At 73.0% G+C, this 18,761-nt stretch carries 16 protein-coding genes; 7 read left to right on the plus strand and 9 right to left on the minus strand.

Annotated features, from left to right (window positions below; translation table 11 throughout):
• Positions 1-910: 910 nt before the first annotated feature.
• Positions 911-2,113, plus strand: a complete 1,203-nt coding sequence (locus tag F1615_RS21180) for an amino acid deaminase/aldolase (protein WP_149550608.1) — start codon at positions 911-913, stop codon at positions 2,111-2,113.
• Positions 2,114-2,117: 4 nt separating this feature from the next.
• Here the strand turns inward: F1615_RS21180 and F1615_RS21185 are convergent, their stop codons facing one another.
• The 4 genes from F1615_RS21185 to F1615_RS21200 are packed head-to-tail and all read right to left on the minus strand — an operon-like array spanning position 2,118 to position 6,586.
• Positions 2,118-3,017: a DUF2510 domain-containing protein gene (locus tag F1615_RS21185; RefSeq protein WP_149550777.1), complete on the minus strand. Its 900-nt coding sequence runs from the start codon at positions 3,015-3,017 to the stop codon at positions 2,118-2,120.
• A 28-nt stretch (positions 3,018-3,045) separates the two neighbouring features.
• Positions 3,046-3,828, minus strand: a complete 783-nt coding sequence (locus F1615_RS21190) for a 3-oxoacyl-ACP reductase (RefSeq protein WP_149550609.1) — start codon at positions 3,826-3,828, stop codon at positions 3,046-3,048.
• 6 nt (positions 3,829-3,834) lie between these two features.
• Positions 3,835-5,208, minus strand: coding sequence for an aldehyde dehydrogenase family protein (locus F1615_RS21195; RefSeq protein WP_149550610.1), 1,374 nt, complete (start codon positions 5,206-5,208; stop codon positions 3,835-3,837).
• Positions 5,209-5,215: 7 nt separating this feature from the next.
• The gene (locus tag F1615_RS21200; RefSeq protein ID WP_149550611.1) at positions 5,216-6,586 is read right to left on the minus strand and encodes a glutamine synthetase family protein; all 1,371 of its coding nucleotides are present in this window, start codon (positions 6,584-6,586) and stop codon (positions 5,216-5,218) included.
• Positions 6,587-6,668: 82 nt separating this feature from the next.
• Here F1615_RS21200 and F1615_RS21205 point away from each other — a divergent pair, with 82 nt between their 5' ends.
• The 3 genes from F1615_RS21205 to F1615_RS21215 all read left to right on the plus strand — a co-directional run bounded on the left by F1615_RS21205 (position 6,669) and on the right by F1615_RS21215 (position 9,736).
• On the plus strand, positions 6,669-7,403 hold the full coding sequence (locus F1615_RS21205; RefSeq protein WP_149550612.1) for a FadR/GntR family transcriptional regulator: 735 nt from the start codon (positions 6,669-6,671) through the stop codon (positions 7,401-7,403).
• Positions 7,404-7,510: 107 nt separating this feature from the next.
• On the plus strand, positions 7,511-9,001 hold the full coding sequence (gene eat, locus F1615_RS21210) for an ethanolamine permease (RefSeq protein ID WP_425385653.1): 1,491 nt from the start codon (positions 7,511-7,513) through the stop codon (positions 8,999-9,001).
• A gap of 21 nt (positions 9,002-9,022) precedes the next feature.
• The gene (locus F1615_RS21215) at positions 9,023-9,736 is read left to right on the plus strand and encodes a gamma-glutamyl-gamma-aminobutyrate hydrolase family protein (RefSeq protein ID WP_149550614.1); all 714 of its coding nucleotides are present in this window, start codon (positions 9,023-9,025) and stop codon (positions 9,734-9,736) included.
• 179 nt (positions 9,737-9,915) lie between these two features.
• Here F1615_RS21215 and F1615_RS21220 read toward each other — a convergent pair whose 3' ends face one another.
• From F1615_RS21220 to F1615_RS21240, 5 genes are all read right to left on the minus strand, one after another.
• Positions 9,916-10,851 (minus strand): LysR family transcriptional regulator, encoded by a 936-nt coding sequence (locus tag F1615_RS21220; RefSeq protein ID WP_149550615.1) that lies wholly within the window; start codon positions 10,849-10,851, stop codon positions 9,916-9,918.
• Positions 10,848-11,594 carry a helical backbone metal receptor gene (locus F1615_RS21225; protein ID WP_149550616.1) on the minus strand — a complete coding sequence of 249 codons (747 nt, stop codon included), beginning with the start codon at positions 11,592-11,594 and terminating at the stop codon, positions 10,848-10,850. The genes F1615_RS21220 and F1615_RS21225 overlap by 4 nt, the downstream gene beginning before the upstream one ends.
• Positions 11,591-12,160, minus strand: coding sequence for a helix-turn-helix domain-containing protein (locus F1615_RS21230; protein WP_149550617.1), 570 nt, complete (start codon positions 12,158-12,160; stop codon positions 11,591-11,593). Before F1615_RS21230 ends, F1615_RS21225 begins: the two co-directional genes overlap by 4 nt.
• A 395-nt stretch (positions 12,161-12,555) precedes the next feature.
• On the minus strand, positions 12,556-15,174 hold the full coding sequence (locus F1615_RS21235) for an ABC transporter permease/substrate binding protein (RefSeq protein WP_149550618.1): 2,619 nt from the start codon (positions 15,172-15,174) through the stop codon (positions 12,556-12,558).
• Positions 15,167-16,258, minus strand: coding sequence for a quaternary amine ABC transporter ATP-binding protein (locus F1615_RS21240; RefSeq protein ID WP_149550619.1), 1,092 nt, complete (start codon positions 16,256-16,258; stop codon positions 15,167-15,169). The genes F1615_RS21235 and F1615_RS21240 overlap by 8 nt, the downstream gene beginning before the upstream one ends.
• Positions 16,259-16,492: 234 nt before the next feature.
• Here F1615_RS21240 and F1615_RS21245 point away from each other — a divergent pair, with 234 nt between their 5' ends.
• The 3 genes from F1615_RS21245 to F1615_RS21255 all read left to right on the plus strand — a co-directional run bounded on the left by F1615_RS21245 (position 16,493) and on the right by F1615_RS21255 (position 18,756).
• Positions 16,493-17,422: a 5'-3' exonuclease gene (locus tag F1615_RS21245; RefSeq protein WP_244328813.1), complete on the plus strand. Its 930-nt coding sequence runs from the start codon at positions 16,493-16,495 to the stop codon at positions 17,420-17,422.
• Between the two features lie 53 nt (positions 17,423-17,475).
• Positions 17,476-18,372, plus strand: coding sequence for a siderophore-interacting protein (locus F1615_RS21250; protein ID WP_149550621.1), 897 nt, complete (start codon positions 17,476-17,478; stop codon positions 18,370-18,372).
• A gap of 75 nt (positions 18,373-18,447) precedes the next feature.
• Positions 18,448-18,756, plus strand: coding sequence for a hypothetical protein (locus F1615_RS21255; protein ID WP_149550622.1), 309 nt, complete (start codon positions 18,448-18,450; stop codon positions 18,754-18,756).
• Positions 18,757-18,761 lie beyond the last annotated feature (5 nt).

Below are 18,761 nucleotides of genomic sequence, written 5' to 3' on the forward strand. Positions count from 1 at the left end.
AGGCCCCGGCCGACGGTGGGCGGGGCGTCGGGGAAACGGGCGGAGGCACGCGGCGGCGGGGGCGGCGCGGAATCCGCGTCCCGGTGGGCACCGGCACCGAAGCGCGGGAAACGCGGCCGGGGCGCGGACCCGTCGGCCCCCGCGGGAGCAGGTCCGCGGCGGCGGTCGAGCGGGCCGTCGGCGTGGCCGTCGCCCTCCCCGGCCGAAGGGTTCGCGGGCTGACGGCTCTCGAACGCACCGGACCCGCCCGGGGTCCGCCCGCGCCGATCGGCCGCGCCGGCCGCTCCGTCACGGGGGTCGGCGCCCGGCGGGTGGCCCGGTTCACCGCGGTCGGGGCCGGCGCCGGCCCCGACGCGTCCACGGCGGCCGGTCGCGCCGTCCCGACCGTCCGCCGTCCCGGCCGGAGGGCCGGCGGGCTCCCGGTTTCCGGGTGCGCCGGGCGCACCCGGGGTCCGCCCGCGGGGAACGGTGGCTGTGCCGTGGGTGGGTTCGCGGGAGTCGAAGGCGCCCGGGCCGCCGGAGGTCCGGCCCTGGGGGGCGGGTTCCGCCGGGGCGGTGCCGGGTGGGGTCGGGGGGTGGACGGGGCGCGGAGGGACGGCCGGGCGCGGGGGGAGGGAGGCGCGACGCGCTTCCGTGCTCATGCACCCCCCGTTTCCTCGTGCCCGGGCCGCTCCTCGTGTGCGGGCCGGTGTTCCGCCGCCAGGGGCCCGGCACGGACTCGTCCCGGGCACAGATACCCGCACGGACGGCGCGTCATCCCGCCCGGACGTCCGGGCCGGCCCCGTTCCGCCGTGCGTGCGCGTCACTCTACGGCGTGGTCCGCCCCGAACGGGAACCAGTCCGCAGGCCCGCGGCATCTGCCCGGAACGTCCCCCTACCCTGCGGTAATCCCGTCTGGCAGGCTGCGGTCATGACTGCGCGCGCCGCCGACCGGGCCCGTTACGACCGGGCCACCGCCCAGCTCGACGCCCCTCTCGCGATCGTGGATCTGGACGCCTTCGACGCCAACGCGGACGATCTGGTCCGCAGGGCCGGGGGCAAGCCGATCCGGGTCGCCAGCAAGTCCGTGCGCTGCCGTTGGCTGCTCGAACGGGTCCTGGCCCGGGACGGGTTCGCGGGCATCATGTCGTTCACGCTCGCCGAGTCGTTGTGGCTGGCCCGCTCCGGTTTCGACGACGTCCTGCTCGCCTACCCCTCCGCCGACCGCGCGGGGTACGCCGAACTCGCCGCCGATCCCAAGCTCGCCGCCGCCGTCACGGTGATGATCGACGACCCGGCACAGCTGGAGCTGATCGACGCGTCACGCGCGGGCGGCGGCGAAGTGGTGCGGGTGTGCCTGGAGTTGGACACCGCGCTGAAGCTGTTCGGCGGGCGGGTGCGGGTCGGTGCCCGCCGCTCGCCGCTGCACGCCCCCGCCCAGGTCGCCGAGGTCGCGCGCGCGGTGGCCCGGCGGCCCGGGTTCAGGGTCGTGGGGATCATGGCGTACGAGGGTCATGTGGCCGGTGTCGGCGACGCGGTGGCCGGGCGGCCGCTGCGGTCCCGGGCGGTGCGGCTGATGCAGGCCGCCGCGCGCCGTGAGCTCGCCGAGCGCCGGGCCGCGGTGGTGCGGGCGGTACGGGAGGTCGTACCGGACCTGGAGTTCGTCAACGGCGGGGGCACCGGCAGTGTGCAGCACACCGCCGCGGAGGACGCGGTCACCGAGATCGCGGCCGGCTCGGGGCTGTACGTGCCGCGGCTGTTCGACAACTACACGTCGTTCAGCGGGCGTCCGGCCGCTCTCTTCGCCCTGCCCGTCGTACGGCGGCCGGGGGTGGGCGCGGTCACGGTGCTGGGCGGGGGCTATCCGGCCTCGGGCGCGGCCGGCGCGGACCGGCTGCCGGTGCCGTATCTGCCCGAGGGGCTGCGGTACGACCCCCAGGAGGGGGCCGGCGAGGTGCAGACCCCGCTGCTGGGTCCGCCCGCCGACGATCTGCTGATCGGCGACAAGGTGTGGTTCCGGCACGCCAAGGCGGGCGAGCTGTGCGAGCGGTTCGACGCGCTGCGTCTGGTGGAGGGCGACGCGGTGACGGCGACCGTGCCGACGTACCGCGGCGAGGGGCACACGTTCCTGTAGCGGCTCAGCCGGCCGGGCCGATGCTGCTGCCGACGCCGCCGCCGGAGTCGGCGTCGGTGACCGGGCGGATGCCCTTGGTGATGCGGTCCATGTCGGCCAGGGGCGGGCCGTCCTCCCCCGCTTCGAAGACGTACCGGACGAGGACCGGTGACTCGGTGCCGACGCTGGAGGGGAACACCAGCGACTGCACGTAGCCGCCGGGTCCCTCGGCGGTGGTGACGCGCCAGCGCACGAAGTAGCCGGCGCGTCCCGCCACCGCGACCGGGCCGGACTTCACGACCTGGTGGGACTCCAGGCCGCCGTACGGGCGCTGGCCGAGGCTGTCCTCGTCGAAGGCCGCGTCGGCCGCCTCGGAGATGTCCTCCTTGGCGAGTGCCTCGGGCGAGGTCCGGTCGGTCTCGGTCACGGTGCGGGAGATGACGAGGCCGTGGCGGCAGACGGAGCCCTCGCCGGGGCAGTCGTAGGTGCCGTCGGTGGTCATGACGACGTCGTCCTGGGCGACGTGCTCGGGCCGGACCCAGCCGTCGAGGAGCGGGAAGGTGATGCCGTTGAGCTGGTCCTCGACGACGTCCGGGTCACCCGTGCCGGGCTCAGGCGTGGAGGGCGAGGGAGACGGCGGCGCGGTCGCGGAGGTGGCGGCGGTGGCCGTCGGGCCGGTCCGTGTCTCCGGCTCGCCGCCGTCCCCGCCGAGGAACACCGCGCCGGTGACGACCGCGGCGACGAGTACGGCACCGGCGGTGGTCAGGGCGACGGCCTTCGCGCGGCCGGTGCCGTCCGCGGGCGGGGCCGGCGGCACGTCGGGGCTCCCGGGTGTGCGCCGGTGCCCGGTCCAGGCCGTGCCGTCCCACCAGCGTTCCAGGTGCGGTGCGTGCGGGTCGCGGTACCAGCCGGGCGGGGGCGTCATGCTCATCCGGGCACTGTAACGACGGGCGCTACAGCGGTGTGACGTACGCCCCCGAGATTCCGCCGTCCACCAGGAAGTCGGTGGCGTTGACGAAGGAGGCGTCGTCGCTGGCCAGGAAGGCGACGGCGGCGGCGATCTCCTCGGCCTCGGCGAACCGGCCGAGCGGGATGTGCACCAGGCGCCGGGCCGCCCGCTCGGGGTCCTTGGCGAACAGTTCCCGCAGGAGGGGGGTGTTGACCGGGCCGGGGCACAGGGCGTTGACGCGGATGCCGTCGCGGGCGAACTGCACGCCGAGCTCACGGGACATGGCGAGAACTCCGCCCTTGGAGGCGGTGTAGGAAATCTGGCTGGTGGCCGCCCCCATCCGGGCCACGAAGGACGCGGTGTTGATGATGGAGCCCCTGCCCTGGCGCCGCATGTAGGGGATGGCGGCCTTGCAGCACAGGTACACGGAGGTGAGGTTGACCTCCTGGACGCGCTTCCAGGCGTCGAGGCCGGTCTCCAGGATGGAGTCGTCGTCGGGCGGGGAGATCCCGGCGTTGTTGAAGGCGATGTCGACGCTGCCGTAGGTGTCGTACGCGGTGCGGAACAGCGCCTCGACCTGTTCGGGTTCGGTGACGTCGACGTTCACGAAGACGCCGCCGGTCTCCTCGGCGGCGGCCTTGCCGCGTGCCTCGTCCACGTCCCCGCAGACGACGAGGGCTCCCTCGGAGGCGAGCCGGCGGGCCGTGGCGAGGCCGATGCCGCTGCCGGCTCCGGTGACGACGGCGCTGCGGCCGACCAGTCGGCGGCAGATGTTCTCTTCGCTCATGTGCGGTCAGGCCTCCGTGCTGATGAAGACGTTCTTGGTCTCGGTGAAGGCGGTCAGCGCGTCCGGGCCGAGCTCGCGGCCGACGCCGGACTGCTTGAACCCGCCGAAGGGGGTCCAGTAGCGGACGCTGGAGTGGGAGTTGACGGACAGGTTGCCGGCGCGCACCCCCCGGGAGACGCGCAGGGCGCGGCCGACGTCCCGGGTCCAGACCGAGCCCGAGAGCCCGTAGTCGGTGGCGTTGGCCAGGTGTACGGCGCCGGCCTCGTCGTCGAAGGGGAGCACGACGGCGACGGGGCCGAAGACCTCCTCGACGGCGACGCGCGCGCGGGGGTCGACGCCGGTGAGGACGGTGGGCGGGAACCAGTAGCCGGGGCCCTCGGGGGCCTTGCCGCGGATGCCGTCGAGGTCGTCGGTGACGTACGAGCGGACGCGGTCCAGCTGGGTGCGGGAGATCAGCGGGCCCATGTGGACGGTCTCGTCGGCCGGGTCGCCGACCCGGACCGCCTCGATCGCCGGGGCGAGCAGTTCCAGGAACCGGTCGTGCGCGGAGCGTTCGACGAGGATGCGGGTGCGGGCGCAGCAGTCCTGGCCGGCGTTGTCGAGGAAGGACAGGGGGGCGGTGGCCGCGGCGGCCTCCAGGTCGGCGTCGGCGAAGACGATGTTGGGGCTCTTGCCGCCGAGTTCGAGGGTGACGCGCTTGAGGTGTGCCGCGCCCTTCGCCCACACCTGTCTGCCCACGTCCGTCGACCCGGTGAACACGATCTTGGCGACGCCGGGGTGTTCGACGAGTGCGTTGCCGGCGACGGGTCCGTGTCCGGGGAGCACCTGGAGCAGGCCCTCGGGCAGTCCCGCCTCCAGGGCGAGCTCGGCCAGCCGCAGGGCGGTGAGGGGGGTGGTCTCGGCCGGTTTGAGGAGGACCGCGTTGCCCGCGGCGAGGGCGGGTGCGGCGCCCCAGGCCGCGATGGGCATCGGGAAGTTCCAGGGGGCGATGACGCCGACGACCCCGAGCGGTTCGAGGAAGGTGACGTTCACCCCGCCGGAGACCGGGATCTGGTGGCCGGTCAGGCGTTCCACTCCCCCGGCCGCGTAGTCGAGCAGATCGCGGACGTTGCCCGCCTCCCAGCGGGCGTTGCCGAGGGTGTGGCCGGCCTCGCGGACCTCCAGCTGGGCCAGTTCCCCGACGTGCGCATCGACCGTGGCGGCGAACCGGCGCAGCAGCCGCGCCCGGTCACCGGGGGCGAGGGCGGCCCACGCGGTCTGCGCGCGTGCGGCGCGCACGACGGCGGCGTCGACGTCGGCGGGGGTGGCGGCCGGGACGGTGGCGATCACCTCCTCGGTCGCGGGGTTGCGTACCTGGAGCTCAGGGGTGTGCTCGGACAACGAGGCCTCACATGCGTTCGAAGGAGCGGCGCAGCTCCCAGTCGGTGACCGCGGCGTCGAAGGCGTCGATCTCGACGCGCGCCATGTTGCGGTAGTGCGCGACGACCTCGTCGCCGAAGGCCGCCTTGGCGATCGCGCTGTTCTCCCACAGTTCGGCGGCCTCGCGCAGGGTGGTGGGGACGTGCTCGAAGCCGGCGGTGTAGGCGTTGCCGGGGCAGGGTTCGGGCAGCTCGAGTCCCTGCTCGATGCCGTACAGGCCGGCGGCGACCATGCCGGCCACCGCGAGGTGCGGGTTGACGTCGCCGCCGGGCAGCCGGTTCTCGAACCGCAGCGAGCGGCCGTGGCCGACCACGCGCAGGGCGCAGGTGCGGTTGTCGCGTCCCCAGGCGACGGCGGTCGGGGCGAAGGAGCCCGGCTGGAACCGCTTGTAGGAGTTGATGTGCGGGGCGTACAGCAGGGAGAACTCGCGGAGCGCGGCGAGCTGCCCGGCGAGGAAGTGGCGCATGACCTCGGACATGGCGTCCGGTTCCTCGGCGGAGTCCGGCATGACGCTGTCGCCGGCGGCGTCCGTGAGGGAGAGGTGGATGTGGCAGGAGTTGCCCTCGCGCTCGTTGTACTTGGCCATGAAGGTGATCGAGACGCCCTCCTGGGCGGCGATCTCCTTGGCGCCGGTCTTGTAGACGGCGTGCTGGTCGCAGGTGACCAGGGCCTCGTCGTAGCGGAAGGCGATCTCGTGCTGGCCGGGGTTGCACTCGCCCTTGGCGGACTCGACGGTGAGTCCGGCGCCGGCCATCTCGTTGCGGATGCGGCGCAGCAGGGGCTCGATGCGTCCGGTGCCGAGCACGGAGTAGTCGACGTTGTACTGGTTGGCCGGGGTGAGGCCCCGGTAGCCGGCGTCCCAGGCCTGTTCGTAGGTGTCCCTGAAGACGATGAACTCCAGCTCGGTGCCGGCCTGGGCGGTGTAGCCGAGCGCGGTGAGGCGGTCCAGCTGGCGGCGCAGTATCTGCCGCGGGGCGGCGACGACCGGGGAGCCGTCGGCCCAGGCGAGGTCGGCGACGACCAGGGCGGTGCCCTCGTTCCAGGGCAGGCGGCGCAGGGTGCCGAGGTCGGGGTACATGGCGAAGTCGCCGTAGCCGGTGTCCCAGGAGGACATCTCGTACCCCTCGACCGTGTTCATGTCGGCGTCGACGGCGAGCAGGTAGTTGCAGCCCTCGGTACCGTGCCGGAGCACCTCGTCGAGGAAGAAGCGCGCGGCGAACCGCTTGCCCTGGAGCCGCCCTTGCATGTCCGGAAAGGCCAGGACGACGGTGTCGATCTCACCGCCGGCGACGAGGGTGTGCAGCTCCTCGACGGAGAGCGGGGGTGTGCGGTCTGCCACGGGAGAGCCTCCTCGGGCTTCTGTCAGCCGGGAGCCATAAGGTATTGCGGAGGACCTTTGCTTGGGAAGGGGGCACGGCGACATGCCGGAAGATGCGGTCGGAGCGGTCGGGGACCGTCTGGCACCGGTGCTGCGGCAGGTCCGCGCGGGCAACGGTTTCGAGGAGGCGCTGGAGCAGATCCTCCAGGTGGTGCGGCTGGGCCTGGTGGCGGGCGGGGAGCGGCTGCCGGCCGAGCGGGAGCTGGCGGAGCGGCTGGGGATCAGCCGGGTGACGCTGCGCGAGGTGCTGAAGGTGCTCCAGGACCAGGGTCTCGTCGAGTCGCGGCGCGGGCGGTACGGCGGCACGTTCGTGCTGCCCCGCCCGACGGACACGGGCGAGGAGGAGCTGCGGCGGCGGATCGCCGAGGTGGACATCGAGGACGTGCTGCGCTTCCGGGAGGTGCTGGAGGTGGGGGCGGCGGGGCTGTGCGCGGCGCACGGGCTGACGGACGGGCGGGCGGCGCGGCTGCGCGAGGCGCTGTCCGGCACGCAGGAGGCCCCGCTGGGCGACTACCGGCGGCGGGACACGCTGTTCCACCTCACGCTGGCGGAGCTGTGCGGCTCACCGACGCTGACGGCGCAGTACGCGGCGGTACGGGCGACGGTGAACGACCTGCTGGACTGCATCCCGCTGCTGGTGCGCAACCTGGAGCACTCCCAGCGGCAGCACGCGGCGCTGGTCGAGGCGGTACTGGAGGGGGACGCGGACGGGGCGAGGGAGATGATGCGCGAGCACTGCGCGGGGACGGCGGCGCTGCTGCGGGGGTTCCTGGCGTGAGGGCGTGACGCCGCACGGATGGTTTACCGCGGCTTGACGCATGGGGCTTGCGCTCACGGTGTCCGCGCCACGAAGGTATGGGCCCACAAAGGTCTGGATCCGTTCCATTGCTCCACTGCCCCCTCCGTCGCCGCCCCTTGGGGAGTCGCCCTGTGAGCCTTCCACCCCCGTCCCGTGAGCCCGCCGGTGAGGCGGATGACTACCTGGAGCGCAGGAAGCTGCGCCGCGGCAGCGCCGGCTGGGTGCTGCTGACCGGCCTCGGTGTCGCCTACGTCGTGTCCGGCGACTACTCGGGCTGGAACTTCGGCCTGGCCGAAGGCGGCTTCGGCGGCCTGGCGATCGCCATGGTGCTGATGGGCGCCATGTACACCTGCATGGTCTTCGCCCTCGCCGAACTGTCCTCGATCCTGCCCACGGCGGGCGGCGGCTACGGCTTCGCACGCCGGGCGCTCGGCCCGTGGGGCGGGTTCCTCACCGGCACGGCGATCCTGATCGAGTACGTCCTGGCACCCGCCGCGATCTCCATCTTCATCGGCGACTACGTCGAGTCGCTGGGCCTGTTCGGCCTGGAGTCCGGCTGGCCGGTGTACCTGGCCTGCTTCGTCGTCTTCATCGGCATCCACCTGTGGGGTGTGGGCGAGGCCCTGCGGTTCAGCTTCGTCGTCACGGGCATCGCGGTGGCGGCGCTGGTCGTGTTCGCGCTGGGGGCGCTGCCCGACTTCGACGCGTCCTCGCTGGACGACATCCCGGTGGACGCATCGGCCCTCGGCGCGAACTCCTGGCTGCCGATGGGCCTGCTGGGCATCTGGGCGGCGTTCCCGTTCGGCATGTGGTTCTTCCTGGGCGTCGAGGGCGTACCGCTGGCCGCGGAGGAGACCAGGGAACCGGCCCGTACGCTGCCGAGGGCGATCCGCTGGTCCATGGGCATCCTGGTGGTGCTGGCCGTGGTCACCTTCGTCGCGGCGGCCGGGGCGCGGGGCTCCGCCGCGGTCCAGGACGCGGGCAACCCGCTGGTGGAGGCGCTCCAGCCGGACGGCGAGGCGACGGTGCTGAGCCGGATCGTGAACTACGCGGGCCTCGCGGGGCTGGTCGCCTCGTTCTTCTCGCTGATCTACGCCGGTTCGCGGCAGCTCTTCGCGCTGTCCCGCGCGGGCTACCTGCCCAAGTTCCTGTCGCTCACCAGCGTCCGCAGGGCGCCTTACCTCGGACTGCTGGTGCCGGGCGCGATCGGCTTCGCCCTGGCCGCCGGGACGGGCAACGGCGCGCGCATGCTGAACATCGCCGTCTTCGGCGCGACGATCTCGTACGCGCTGATGTCCCTCTCCCACATCGTGCTGCGCCGCCGCGAGCCTGAGCTGCCGCGGCCGTACCGGACGCCGGGCGGCGTGCTGACCTCCTCGGTCGCGCTGGTGCTCGCGTGCGCGGCACTGGTGGCGACGTTCCTGGTGGACGTGACGGCGGCGTTCATCGCGCTGGCCGTCTACATCGTGGCCGCGGCGTACTTCGGCCTGTACAGCCGCAGGCATCTGGTGGCGAAGGCGCCGGAGGAGGAATTCGCGGCGCTGGCGGCGGCCAAGGCAGAGTTGGCACGGGACTGAGAGCGGAAGGAGGTGCCCGGAGTGCCGTCCAGGCCACTGATCGGCATCAGTACGTACGCGGAGCCCGGTGTGCGCTGGGGTGTGTGGCACCTGGACGCCGTGCTGCTGCCGGCCGGCTATCCGCGGCTGGTGCAGCGGGCGGGCGGACTGGCCGCATTGCTCCCGCCGGACGCGCCGGAGCAGGCGGCGCCGGCCGTGGCACGCCTCGACGGCCTGGTCGTCGCGGGCGGCCCGGACGTGGAGCCCGTCCACTACGGCGCCGAGCCCGACCCGCGCACGGGGCCGCCCGCCCGGGCGCGGGACGCGTGGGAACTGGCGCTGATCGAGGCGGCCCTGGCCCGCGGGATCCCGCTGCTGGGCATCTGCCGGGGCATGCAGCTGCTCAACGTCGCGCTGGGCGGCACCCTCGTCCAGCACATCGACGGCCACGCGGAGGTGCCGGGGACCTTCGGCCGGCACCCGGTCAAGCCGGTCCCGGGCACGCTCTACGCCGGCATCGCCCCGGAGCAGACCTCCGTACCCACCTACCACCACCAGGCGGTGGACCGCCTGGGCACCGGCCTGATCCCTTCGGCGCACGCGGAGGACGGCACGGTGGAGGCGATCGAGCTGCCGGGACCGACGTGGGCCCTGGGCGTCCAGTGGCACCCGGAAATGGCCGACGACCTCCGAGTGGTGCAGGCCCTGGCCGCCGCCGCCGGCCGCGGGCAGTCGTGCCTCCCCCCAGTGCCTTGAGGGCCTGGGAGGTGCCCCCAGCGGCGATGGGGGTCTCCCCGCTCATGAGGGTCTCCCCGCTCATGGAGGTGGGGAGAAGCCGAGAGCGGGGGAGGGTGGGCGCGACGGCACCCCGTAGCGCCGGGCTGCGTGAACGCCCCCGGCCAGCACCCACGCCTGCACGTGCCGGCTCACGCCCCTCAACCCCGTGTCAGCGACAGCAGGTCCCGCGCCGGCCCGGCAGGCCGATGCCCCGCGGTCCACACCGCCCGCAGGTCCCGCGCCAGCGCGACACCGTGCACAGGAATCCGCACCAGCCGCCGCGTCCCCAGCTCCTCCCCCACCGCGAGCTCGCTCAGCACCGCCGGCCCCGCGCCCCCGACGGCCGCCGCCTTCACCGCGGTGGTCGAGGACAACTCGATCAGCGGCCGCGCCAGCCCGCCCAGCGCGGCGTCCAGCACCTGCCGCGTCCCCGACCCCTCCTCCCGCAGGATCAGCGGGGTCGCCGCAAGTTCCTCCGCCGCGAGCGGCCGCCGCCGCCGCGCCCACGCGTGCGACGGTGCCGTCACGACGATCAGCCGGTCATGGGCGATCACCGCGGAGTCCAGCCCCGCCGGCACCGTCAGTCCCTCCACGAACCCGACGTCCGCCTCCCCTGTCAGCAGCCGCTCCGCGACCGCCGCGGAGTTCCCCGCGAGCAGCGACACCGCCGTGTCCGGCCGCTGCGCGCGCAGCGCGAGCAGCCAGCCCGGCAGCAGGTACTCGGCGATCGTCATGCTCGCCGCCACCCGCAGCCGCGAGTCCCTGCGGTCCCGCAGTGCCTGCGCGCCCGCGTCGAAGGCCTCCGCCGCCTCCACGATGCGTCGCGCCCAGTCGGTGACCAGCGCCCCCGCGTCGGTCAGCCGCGACCCCCGCGGCGAGCGGTCGACCAGGGCCACACCCAGCTGCCGTTCCATCGACCGGACGCGGCTGCTCGCCGCGGGCTGGGTGATGCCCAGTTCGCGCGCCGCGCCGCCCAGGCTCCCCAGCCGCGCCACCGCCAGCAGCAGTTCGAGCGCCCCGAGGTCCGGCACCCTGTGGGTCAGCGACCCGGGGCTCACGGGCCGGTCGTCGGCGTGGTCCTCCGTCGTGCTCATAAGTTCAGCTTATGTGGGCGCGCTCCTCGCAGGGCCCGCCCCAGCACCGTCGGGGCCTCAACCAGCGAAGGACCGTACCAGGTGAGGTGCCGGCCGCTCACCAGCGCGCAGGGCAGTCCGGGGAAGGCCTCGGGGCCGTCGTCGGCGGTGAAGCGGTACGGCTCGTCGGGGAGGACGACGAGGTCCGGTTCCCTCCCGCGCAGTTCGTCGAGGGGGATGCGCGGATACCGCTCCGGGTGAGCGGCGTACACCTGGTCGACGCCCAGCCGCGACAGCAGGTCACCGGCGAAGGTGTCGCGGCCCAGCACCATCCAGGGGCGCCGCCAGACGGGCACGACCGCCGTCCGGCGGGGCGGGGCCGGGGACAGGGCGTCCCAGGCGGCTTCCGCCTCGTCCAGCCACCGGGGCCGTGCCACGACGGCGCAGGCGGTGAGTACCCGGGCCAGCTCGCCGAAGGCCTGCGGCAGCGTCCGCACCTCGGTCACCAGCACGTCGAGGCCCGCCGCGCGCAGGGCGGCCAGATCGGGCGCGCGGTTCTCCTCCTCGTTGGCGATCACCAGGTCGGGGGCGAGGGCGGCGATCCGGTCCACCTCCGGGTTCTTCGTGCCGCCAACGCGTACGACGTCCAGCCCGGCCGGATGCGTGCACCAGTCGGTGGCGCCGACGAGGGCGCCGGGCGCGGAGCGGGCCACGGCCTCCGTCAGCGACGGGACGAGGGAGACGACCCGGAGGGGACGGCTCATCGGCGCGGCTTGTCCCGCAGCGCCTCGATGTCCTCGGCCACGGCGACGACCAGCAGCCGCGTGTCGGGGACCGTGGCCCGCCACCGGTGCCGGACGCCTCCGGTCAGGTACAGGGTGTCGCCGCGGCCGAGGCGGTAGGCGCGCCCCTCCGCCTCGATCTCCACGGCGCCGTCCGACACGTACATCAACTGGTCGTTGCGGAACTGGAGTTCGCGTCCGGCATCATGGTCGCCGGTGTACTCGGAGGCGTGCATCTGGTGGTGGCCGCGCACCAGGGAGCGCACCCGGGGTTCCGCCCAGGGCTCCGTGTCCTCGGCGCGGACGACGTCCACGCTGCACGCCGGGTCGGCGGCGGCGAGCAGTTCCACGGCGGTGGTGCGCAGGGCGTCGGCGACCTTCTCCAGGGAGCTCTGGCTGGGGCGCGCCCGCTCGTTCTCGATCTGGCTCAGGAACGGGACCGACAGGCCGCTGCGCTCGGCCACGACGGCGAGGGTGAGGTCCAGCGCGCGGCGGCGCCGCCGCACGGCCGCGCCCACCCGCAAGGGCTGTTCCTTGTGGTCGCCCATCGCTCCGGCTCCCTCCTCGCCGATCGTCCCGCACCCCGTGTGCCGGTCACCCCGGCCCACTCCCTTGGTGAGTTGTCTGCACCCTACGCATGTTCGGCAAACCGTTTCAGGCGCCTGTCACGTCGCCGTCCCGCGCGACCGGTGCCGACCTCACAGTTCGCGCCAGCCGCCCGGCGGGCCCCTCGGTCCCCCGCACATACGAAAAGGGGGTGTTCCCGCCATTCTTCCCCGGACTCGGCGGAAGGTCACGGGGGAGGTTCGGGCAGGGCATTGCGCTCTGTGGTTGTCCGGATTCCTCTCGTGTTCCTGCTCGGCCGCGGACATGCGCGAGGGGCGGGCCCGGCCGTCCCGAGGGGCGGATCCGGGCCCGCCCCTCGGGACGGCCGGTACGGCGGTTACCGCGGGGTCATCCGCTCCACCATGTCCGGGTGCTCCTCGAGCCAGGCGGCGACCGCCTCCTCCTCGTGGCCCTGGCCACGGTTCTTGATCTCCGCCTCCAGGCTGCCGAGCTCTTCCTCGCTCATGTGCCAGCCCTTGATCCACTCCGTGAGCCGCGGGTACTGCTCGGGGAACTTCTTGCTGGCGATGGTGCGGATCGTGTTGCCCTCACCGAAGGCCTTCCTGGGGTCCTTCAGCTTGGTCAGCTCGTACTCGCTGTAGGCCCAGTGCGGTGACCACAGGGTGACCGCGACCGGTTTCCTCTCGGCGAGGGCGCGCTTGAGCTCGGCGAGCATCGCCGGCGTGGAGCCGTCGACGACCTCGTACTCGTCCTCCAGGCCGTAGCCCGGCATGACCTCGTTCTTCAGCAGCTGCATCTCACCGGTGCCCGGCTCGATACCGATGATCCTGCCGTCGAAGAGGCCGGCCTTGCCCTTGAGGTCCTCGAGCGACTTCACGTCCCTGACGTACGAGGGGACGGCGATCTCCAGCGAGGTGGGCTCGTACCAGGTGCCCAGGTCGGTGAGGTCGTCCTTGCTCTTGTCCCAGTAGTTCTTCTGCGCGTAGGGCAGCCAGGCGTCGAAGTTGAGGTCGAGGTCCCCGGAGGCGAGGCCGGTGTAGACCGGGCCGACCTCCATCTGCTTGAGGTTCAGCGTGTAGCCGCGCCGTTCCAGGACGTTCTTCCACAGGTAGGTGACGGCGATGTCCTCGTCCCAGGGGAACCAGGCCACGTCCAGCGTCCGCTTCGCCTCGGCGGGGACGTCGCCGGTGCCTGACCCGACCGGGGCGAGCCGGTCGACGACGCCCGGGTTGTCCCCGAGCCAGGCGCGGACCGCGTCCTGCTGCCTGCCCTTGCCGGCCTTGTTGATCTCGGCCTCGAGGCCCGTCAGCTCCTTCTCGGTCATCGAGAAGTCCTTCAGCCACTTCCCGACGAGCGGGTTGTCGCCGGCGAAGCCCTTGCGCGACACGGTGTGCACGCCGTCGCCCTCGCCCCAGGACCCCTTGGGGTCCTTCAGCTTCTTCAGGTCGTAGTCGCTGTACGCCCAGTGCGGCGACCAGAGCGTGACGACGAGCGGCTCCTTCTTGCTGTAGGCCCGCTTGAGCTCGGCCAGCATCGCCGGCGTGGAGCTGTCGACGACCTCGTACTCCTTGTCCAGGCCGTAGTCCTCGAGCACCTTGTCCTTCAGCAGGCCCATCATGCCGGCGCTGGACTCGATGCCGGTGATCTTCCCGCCGAAGACGGACGCCTTGCCCTTCAGGTCCTCCAGGGAGTCGACGTCCTCCATGTACGCCGGCACGGTCAGCTCCAGCGACGTCTCCTCGTACCATGAGCCGAGGTCGTCGAGCTGCTTTCCGTACTTCTTCCAGTACGCCTCGTGGGTGGTGGGCAGCCAGGCGTCCGTCTGGAAGTCGACGTTGCCCTGGGCGAGCGCGGTGTAGAGCGGGCCGGCCTCGAACTGCTCGGCCTCCACCTCGAAGCCGCGCTGTTCGAGGACCTCCTTCCACAGGAAGGTGGAGGCGACGCCCTCGTCCCAGGGGATGTAGCCGATGCTGACCTTCTTGCCGTCACCGACCTTCTTGCCGTCGGCGATGCCGCCGGTACCGCCGGAGCCGCCGCCGAACAGTCCCATGCCGCCCGCGACGAGCGCGAGGACGACGACACCGATCACGGCGACCTGCGGGCGGGGCCGGTAGGACCAGATCTTCAGTCCCTGGGCGGCGCGCGCCTTGGCCGCGGCGCGCCGGCCGAGCGGGGAGACGTGGGTGCCCAGGGCGCTGGTCATCCGGTCCAGGTAGATCGCCAGGATGACGATCGCGATGCCGGACTCGGCGCCGAGGCCGATGTTCAGCTGGCCGATGGCCTCGATGACCGCGCCGCCCAGACCGCCGGTGCCGACCATGCCGGCGATGGCCGCCATGGACAGGCCGAGCATGATGACCTGGTTGACGCCCGCCATGACCGTCGGCAGGGCCAGTGGCAGCTGGACGCGCAGCAGGGTGTTGCGGGGGGTGGTGCCGAACGCCTCGGCGGCCTCGACCAGTTCCTTGTCGACCTGGCGGATGCCCAGCTCGGTCATGCGCACGCCGGGGGCGAGCGCGAAGATCAGGGTGGCGACGATGCCCGGGGCGGATCCGGTCCCGAAGAACAGGATCGCCGGGATGAGGTAGATCATCGCGGGCAGCGTCTGCATGAAGTCCAGGACCGGCCGGACGACGGCACTGACCCGGTCCGAGCGGGCCGCCCAGATGCCCAGCGGCACCGATACGACCAGCGCGATGACGGTGGCGACGATGACCAGCGCCAGCGTCACCATCGAGTCCTCCCACAGTTCGAGGGAGTCCAGGAAGGCGAACCCGAGGAAGGTGAGGACACCGGCGAAGGTGCCGCGCAGCCAGAAGGCGATGACCGCGAAGATGCCGCAGAGGATCAGCGGTTCGGGTGCCTGGAGGACGGCGTTGACACCGTCGTAGGCGCCGGTGAAGACGGCCTTGAAGAAGTCGAACAGCCAGCTGACGTTGTCGAGGAGCCAGTCGACGGTGCTGTTGACCCAGTCGCCGAGCGGGATCCTAGGCACGGGCCATCACCTTCTCGCCGCCCTTGTCGCGCGGGGTGTCGCAGACCCCGGGGTCGGACTCCTCGTCGCCGAGGAAGCCGACGAGGCGCTGCCGGGGCACGACCCCGACGAGCGCGTCCCGCGTGTCGAGCACCGCCACGGGGTGCGGCACGCGGGCGCTGATCGCGCACAGATCGGTGAACGGTGTGTCGGGCGAGGCGGTCTCGCAGCCGCAGTCGGCCTCGTCGCCGCGCACCTCGCGGTCCATCACGGCCCCGGCGGTGAGCACGCGGGAGCGGTCGACGTCCTGGGTGAAGGAGGCGACGTAGTCGTTGGCGGGCCGGATGAGGATGTCCTGCGCGGTGCCGATCTGCACGATGCGGCCGTCGCGCATCACCGCGATGCGGTCGCCCAGGCGCATGGCCTCGTTGAGGTCGTGGGTGATGAAGACGATCGTCTTCTTCAGCTTCTTCTGCAGTTCGATCAGCTGGTCCTGCATGTCCCGGCGGATCAGCGGGTCGAGCGCGCTGAAGGACTCGTCCATCAGCAGCAGGTCGGCGTCGGTGGCGAGCGCGCGGGCGAGGCCGACGCGCTGCTGCATACCGCCGGACAGCTCGTCGGGCCACGACTTCTCCCAGCCGGCCAGGCCGCACAGGGCGAGCGCCTCGTCGGCGCGGCGTTCGCGCTCGGCGCGGGGCACGCCCTGCACTTCAAGACCGTAGGCAGCGTTGTCACGGACGCTGCGGTGCGGGAACAGCGCGAAGTGCTGGAAGACCATGCTGATCTTCCTGGAACGGACCTGGCGCAGTTCCCGGTCGGACAGCGCGGTCAGGTCCTGACCGTCGAAGCGCACGTGTCCGGCGGTCGGCTCCAGCAGGCCGTTGAGCATCCGCAGGAGGGTCGACTTGCCCGAGCCGGACAGGCCCATGACGACGAAGATCTCGCCCGGCTCCACCGTGAACGAGGCGTCGATGACGGCCGCGGTGATGCCGTCGGCGCGCAGCTCCTCCCGGTCCGCCTTCTTCTGGCGCAGTCGTTCGACCGCCTGGTCCGGTCGTCTGCCGAACACCTTGAACAGATGCTCGGCCTCAAGCCTGGATGACACGCGTACCTCTTGTCTCGACGGCGAAGGACAGGAGCGATGTCCGGACGGCTACGGCTCACACCGCCCACGACGGTTGAATCTGCAACCGGCATCGCTCCGGGGCCGCGCCTCCCCGGTTTTGCACAGGGCAAACGTGTTCATGCGACGCCTCACAGAGGTCGCGCATGACGCAACTCGTTGTGTCCTGCACGCCACCGCGCTTCGGGCGGGGCGGTGTCGGTGCCGTGCGGCATGATGCGGGACGTGACCGGACGACTGATGCTCCTCGACACCGCCTCCCTGTACTTCCGCGCCTACTTCGGCGTCCCCGAGTCCGTCCGGGCCCCGGACGGCACGCCGGTGAACGCCGTGCGCGGACTGCTCGACTTCATCGACCGGCTGGTGAAGGACCACCGGCCGGACCACCTGGTGGCCTGCATGGACGCCGACTGGCGCCCGCAGTGGCGGGTGGAACTCATCCCCTCCTACAAGGCGCACCGGGTCGCCGAGGAGCGTCCTCAGGGCCCCGACGAGGAAGAGGTGCCCGACACGCTGACGCCCCAGGTACCGGTCATCGAGACGGTGCTCGACGCGGTGGGCATCGCGCGCGTGGGGGTCGCCGGGTACGAGGCGGACGACGTGATCGGCACGTTCACCGCCCGGGCCACGGGGCCGGTCGACATCGTCACCGGCGACCGCGACCTGTACCAGCTGGTGGACGACGCGCGCGGGGTGCGCGTGCTGTATCCGCTGAAGGGTGTCGGCACGCTCCAGGTCACCGACGAGGCCGCGCTGCGCGAGAAGTATGGGGTGGACGGCAGGGGGTACGCGGATCTGGCGCTGCTGCGCGGTGATCCGAGCGACGGCCTGCCGGGCGTGCCCGGCATCGGGGAGAAGACGGCGGCCAAGCTGCTGGCCGAGTTCGGCGACCTGGCCGGGATCCTGGCGGCCGTGGACGACCGGCAGGCCAGGCTCACACCGACGCAGCGCAAGCGTCTGGACATGGCGCGTCCGTACCTCGCGGTCGCCCCCAAGGTCGTCCGGGTCGCGGACGACGTCCCGCTGCCGGACGTGCACACGGCGCTGCCGCGGGCGCCGCGCGACCCGGCCGGGGTCGACGCCCTGGCCGCCCGCTGGGGCCTGGGCGGTTCGCTGCGGCGTCTGCTGACGACGCTCTCGGCGTGAGCCCCGAGGTGCTAACTTAGGTAACCCTAACTGTAACGGCTGGGAGGCACCTCATGGCAGAGCGACCGGGACGCGCACCGCGCACGCCGCACACCGCCGAGGTGATCCGCACCGAGCGGCTGACCCCGCACATGCAGCGCGTGGTGCTCGGTGGCGAGGGCCTCGCCGGCCTGGCCGCGGACACGTGCACGGACCACTACGTCAAGCTGCTGTTCCCGCCCCCGGGGGCGGCCTACCCGGAGCCCTTCGACCTCCAGCGCATCCGCGAGGAGCTCCCGCGCGAGCAGTGGCCGGTGACGCGTACGTACACCGTGCGCCAGTGGGACGCCGGGCACCGCGAGCTGACCCTGGACTTCGTGGTGCACGGGGACGAGGGCCTGGCCGGCCCCTGGGCGGCGCACGCGCGGCCGGGCGAGGTGGTGCGCTTCCTGGGCCCCGGCGGCGCCTACGCCCCGGACCCGGCCGCCGACTGGCACCTGCTCGTCGGCGACGAGAGCGCGCTGCCCGCGATCGCCCGCTCTCTTGAGGCACTGCCGCACGGCGCCCGGGCGTTCGCCTTCGTGGAGGTCTCCGGTCCCGAGGAGGAGCAGAAGATCGACTCCGACGTGGAGGTGCGCTGGCTGCACCGCGGCGGCCGGCGCGTCGGCGAGGCGCTGGTGGAGGCGGTCCGCGGTCTCGACTTCCCCGAGGGCCGGGTGCACGCCTTCGTCCACGGCGAGGCCCACTTCGTGAAGGAACTGCGCCGTCTGCTGCGGGTCGAGCGCGGTGTCCCGCGCGAGGACCTGTCGATCTCCGGTTACTGGCGGCTCGGCCACAACGAGGACGGCTGGCAGGCCTCCAAGCGGGACTGGAACGCCCGTATCGAGGCCGAGCAGGAGGGCACGGCGGCTCCCGCCCGACCGGGCCCTCGAGCCGTCCTCCGGCCCTCCTGGGGAGCGCCGTCCGGGTGAACGACGGCGCCGCGCCCCGGCCCGGACGGCGTGGCGAGCCCGCCCGGGCCGGCCGCTGCCCCAGGATCCGGGCGCGTGGCACACACCTTCGACGAGCTCGTGGCCAAGCAGCGCGCGGCGGACGAGGCACACGCCCGGGTACGACAGCTCCGGGACGCCTACGACCCGCGCGCCCGCGCCCGGTGGAGCGGGAACCAGACCTCCACCTGGGAAACCGCCTGGAGGGCCTGGCGCGACCTCGCCCGTGACGTCCGCGTCGCGGTGGCCGAGTACGCCCGGGCCGAGGGCAGGTCCCTCCACGAGATCGAGGCCGAGCTGGCACGGGCGGTACGGCCCGAGGATCCACCCGGGCCGGGCGGACGGGAAGGCGGGAGGCGGCCCTAGGGGCG

The organism is Streptomyces marokkonensis (genome assembly GCF_008312835.1).
GTDB classification, from domain to species: Bacteria; Actinomycetota; Actinomycetes; order Streptomycetales; family Streptomycetaceae; genus Streptomyces; species Streptomyces marokkonensis_A.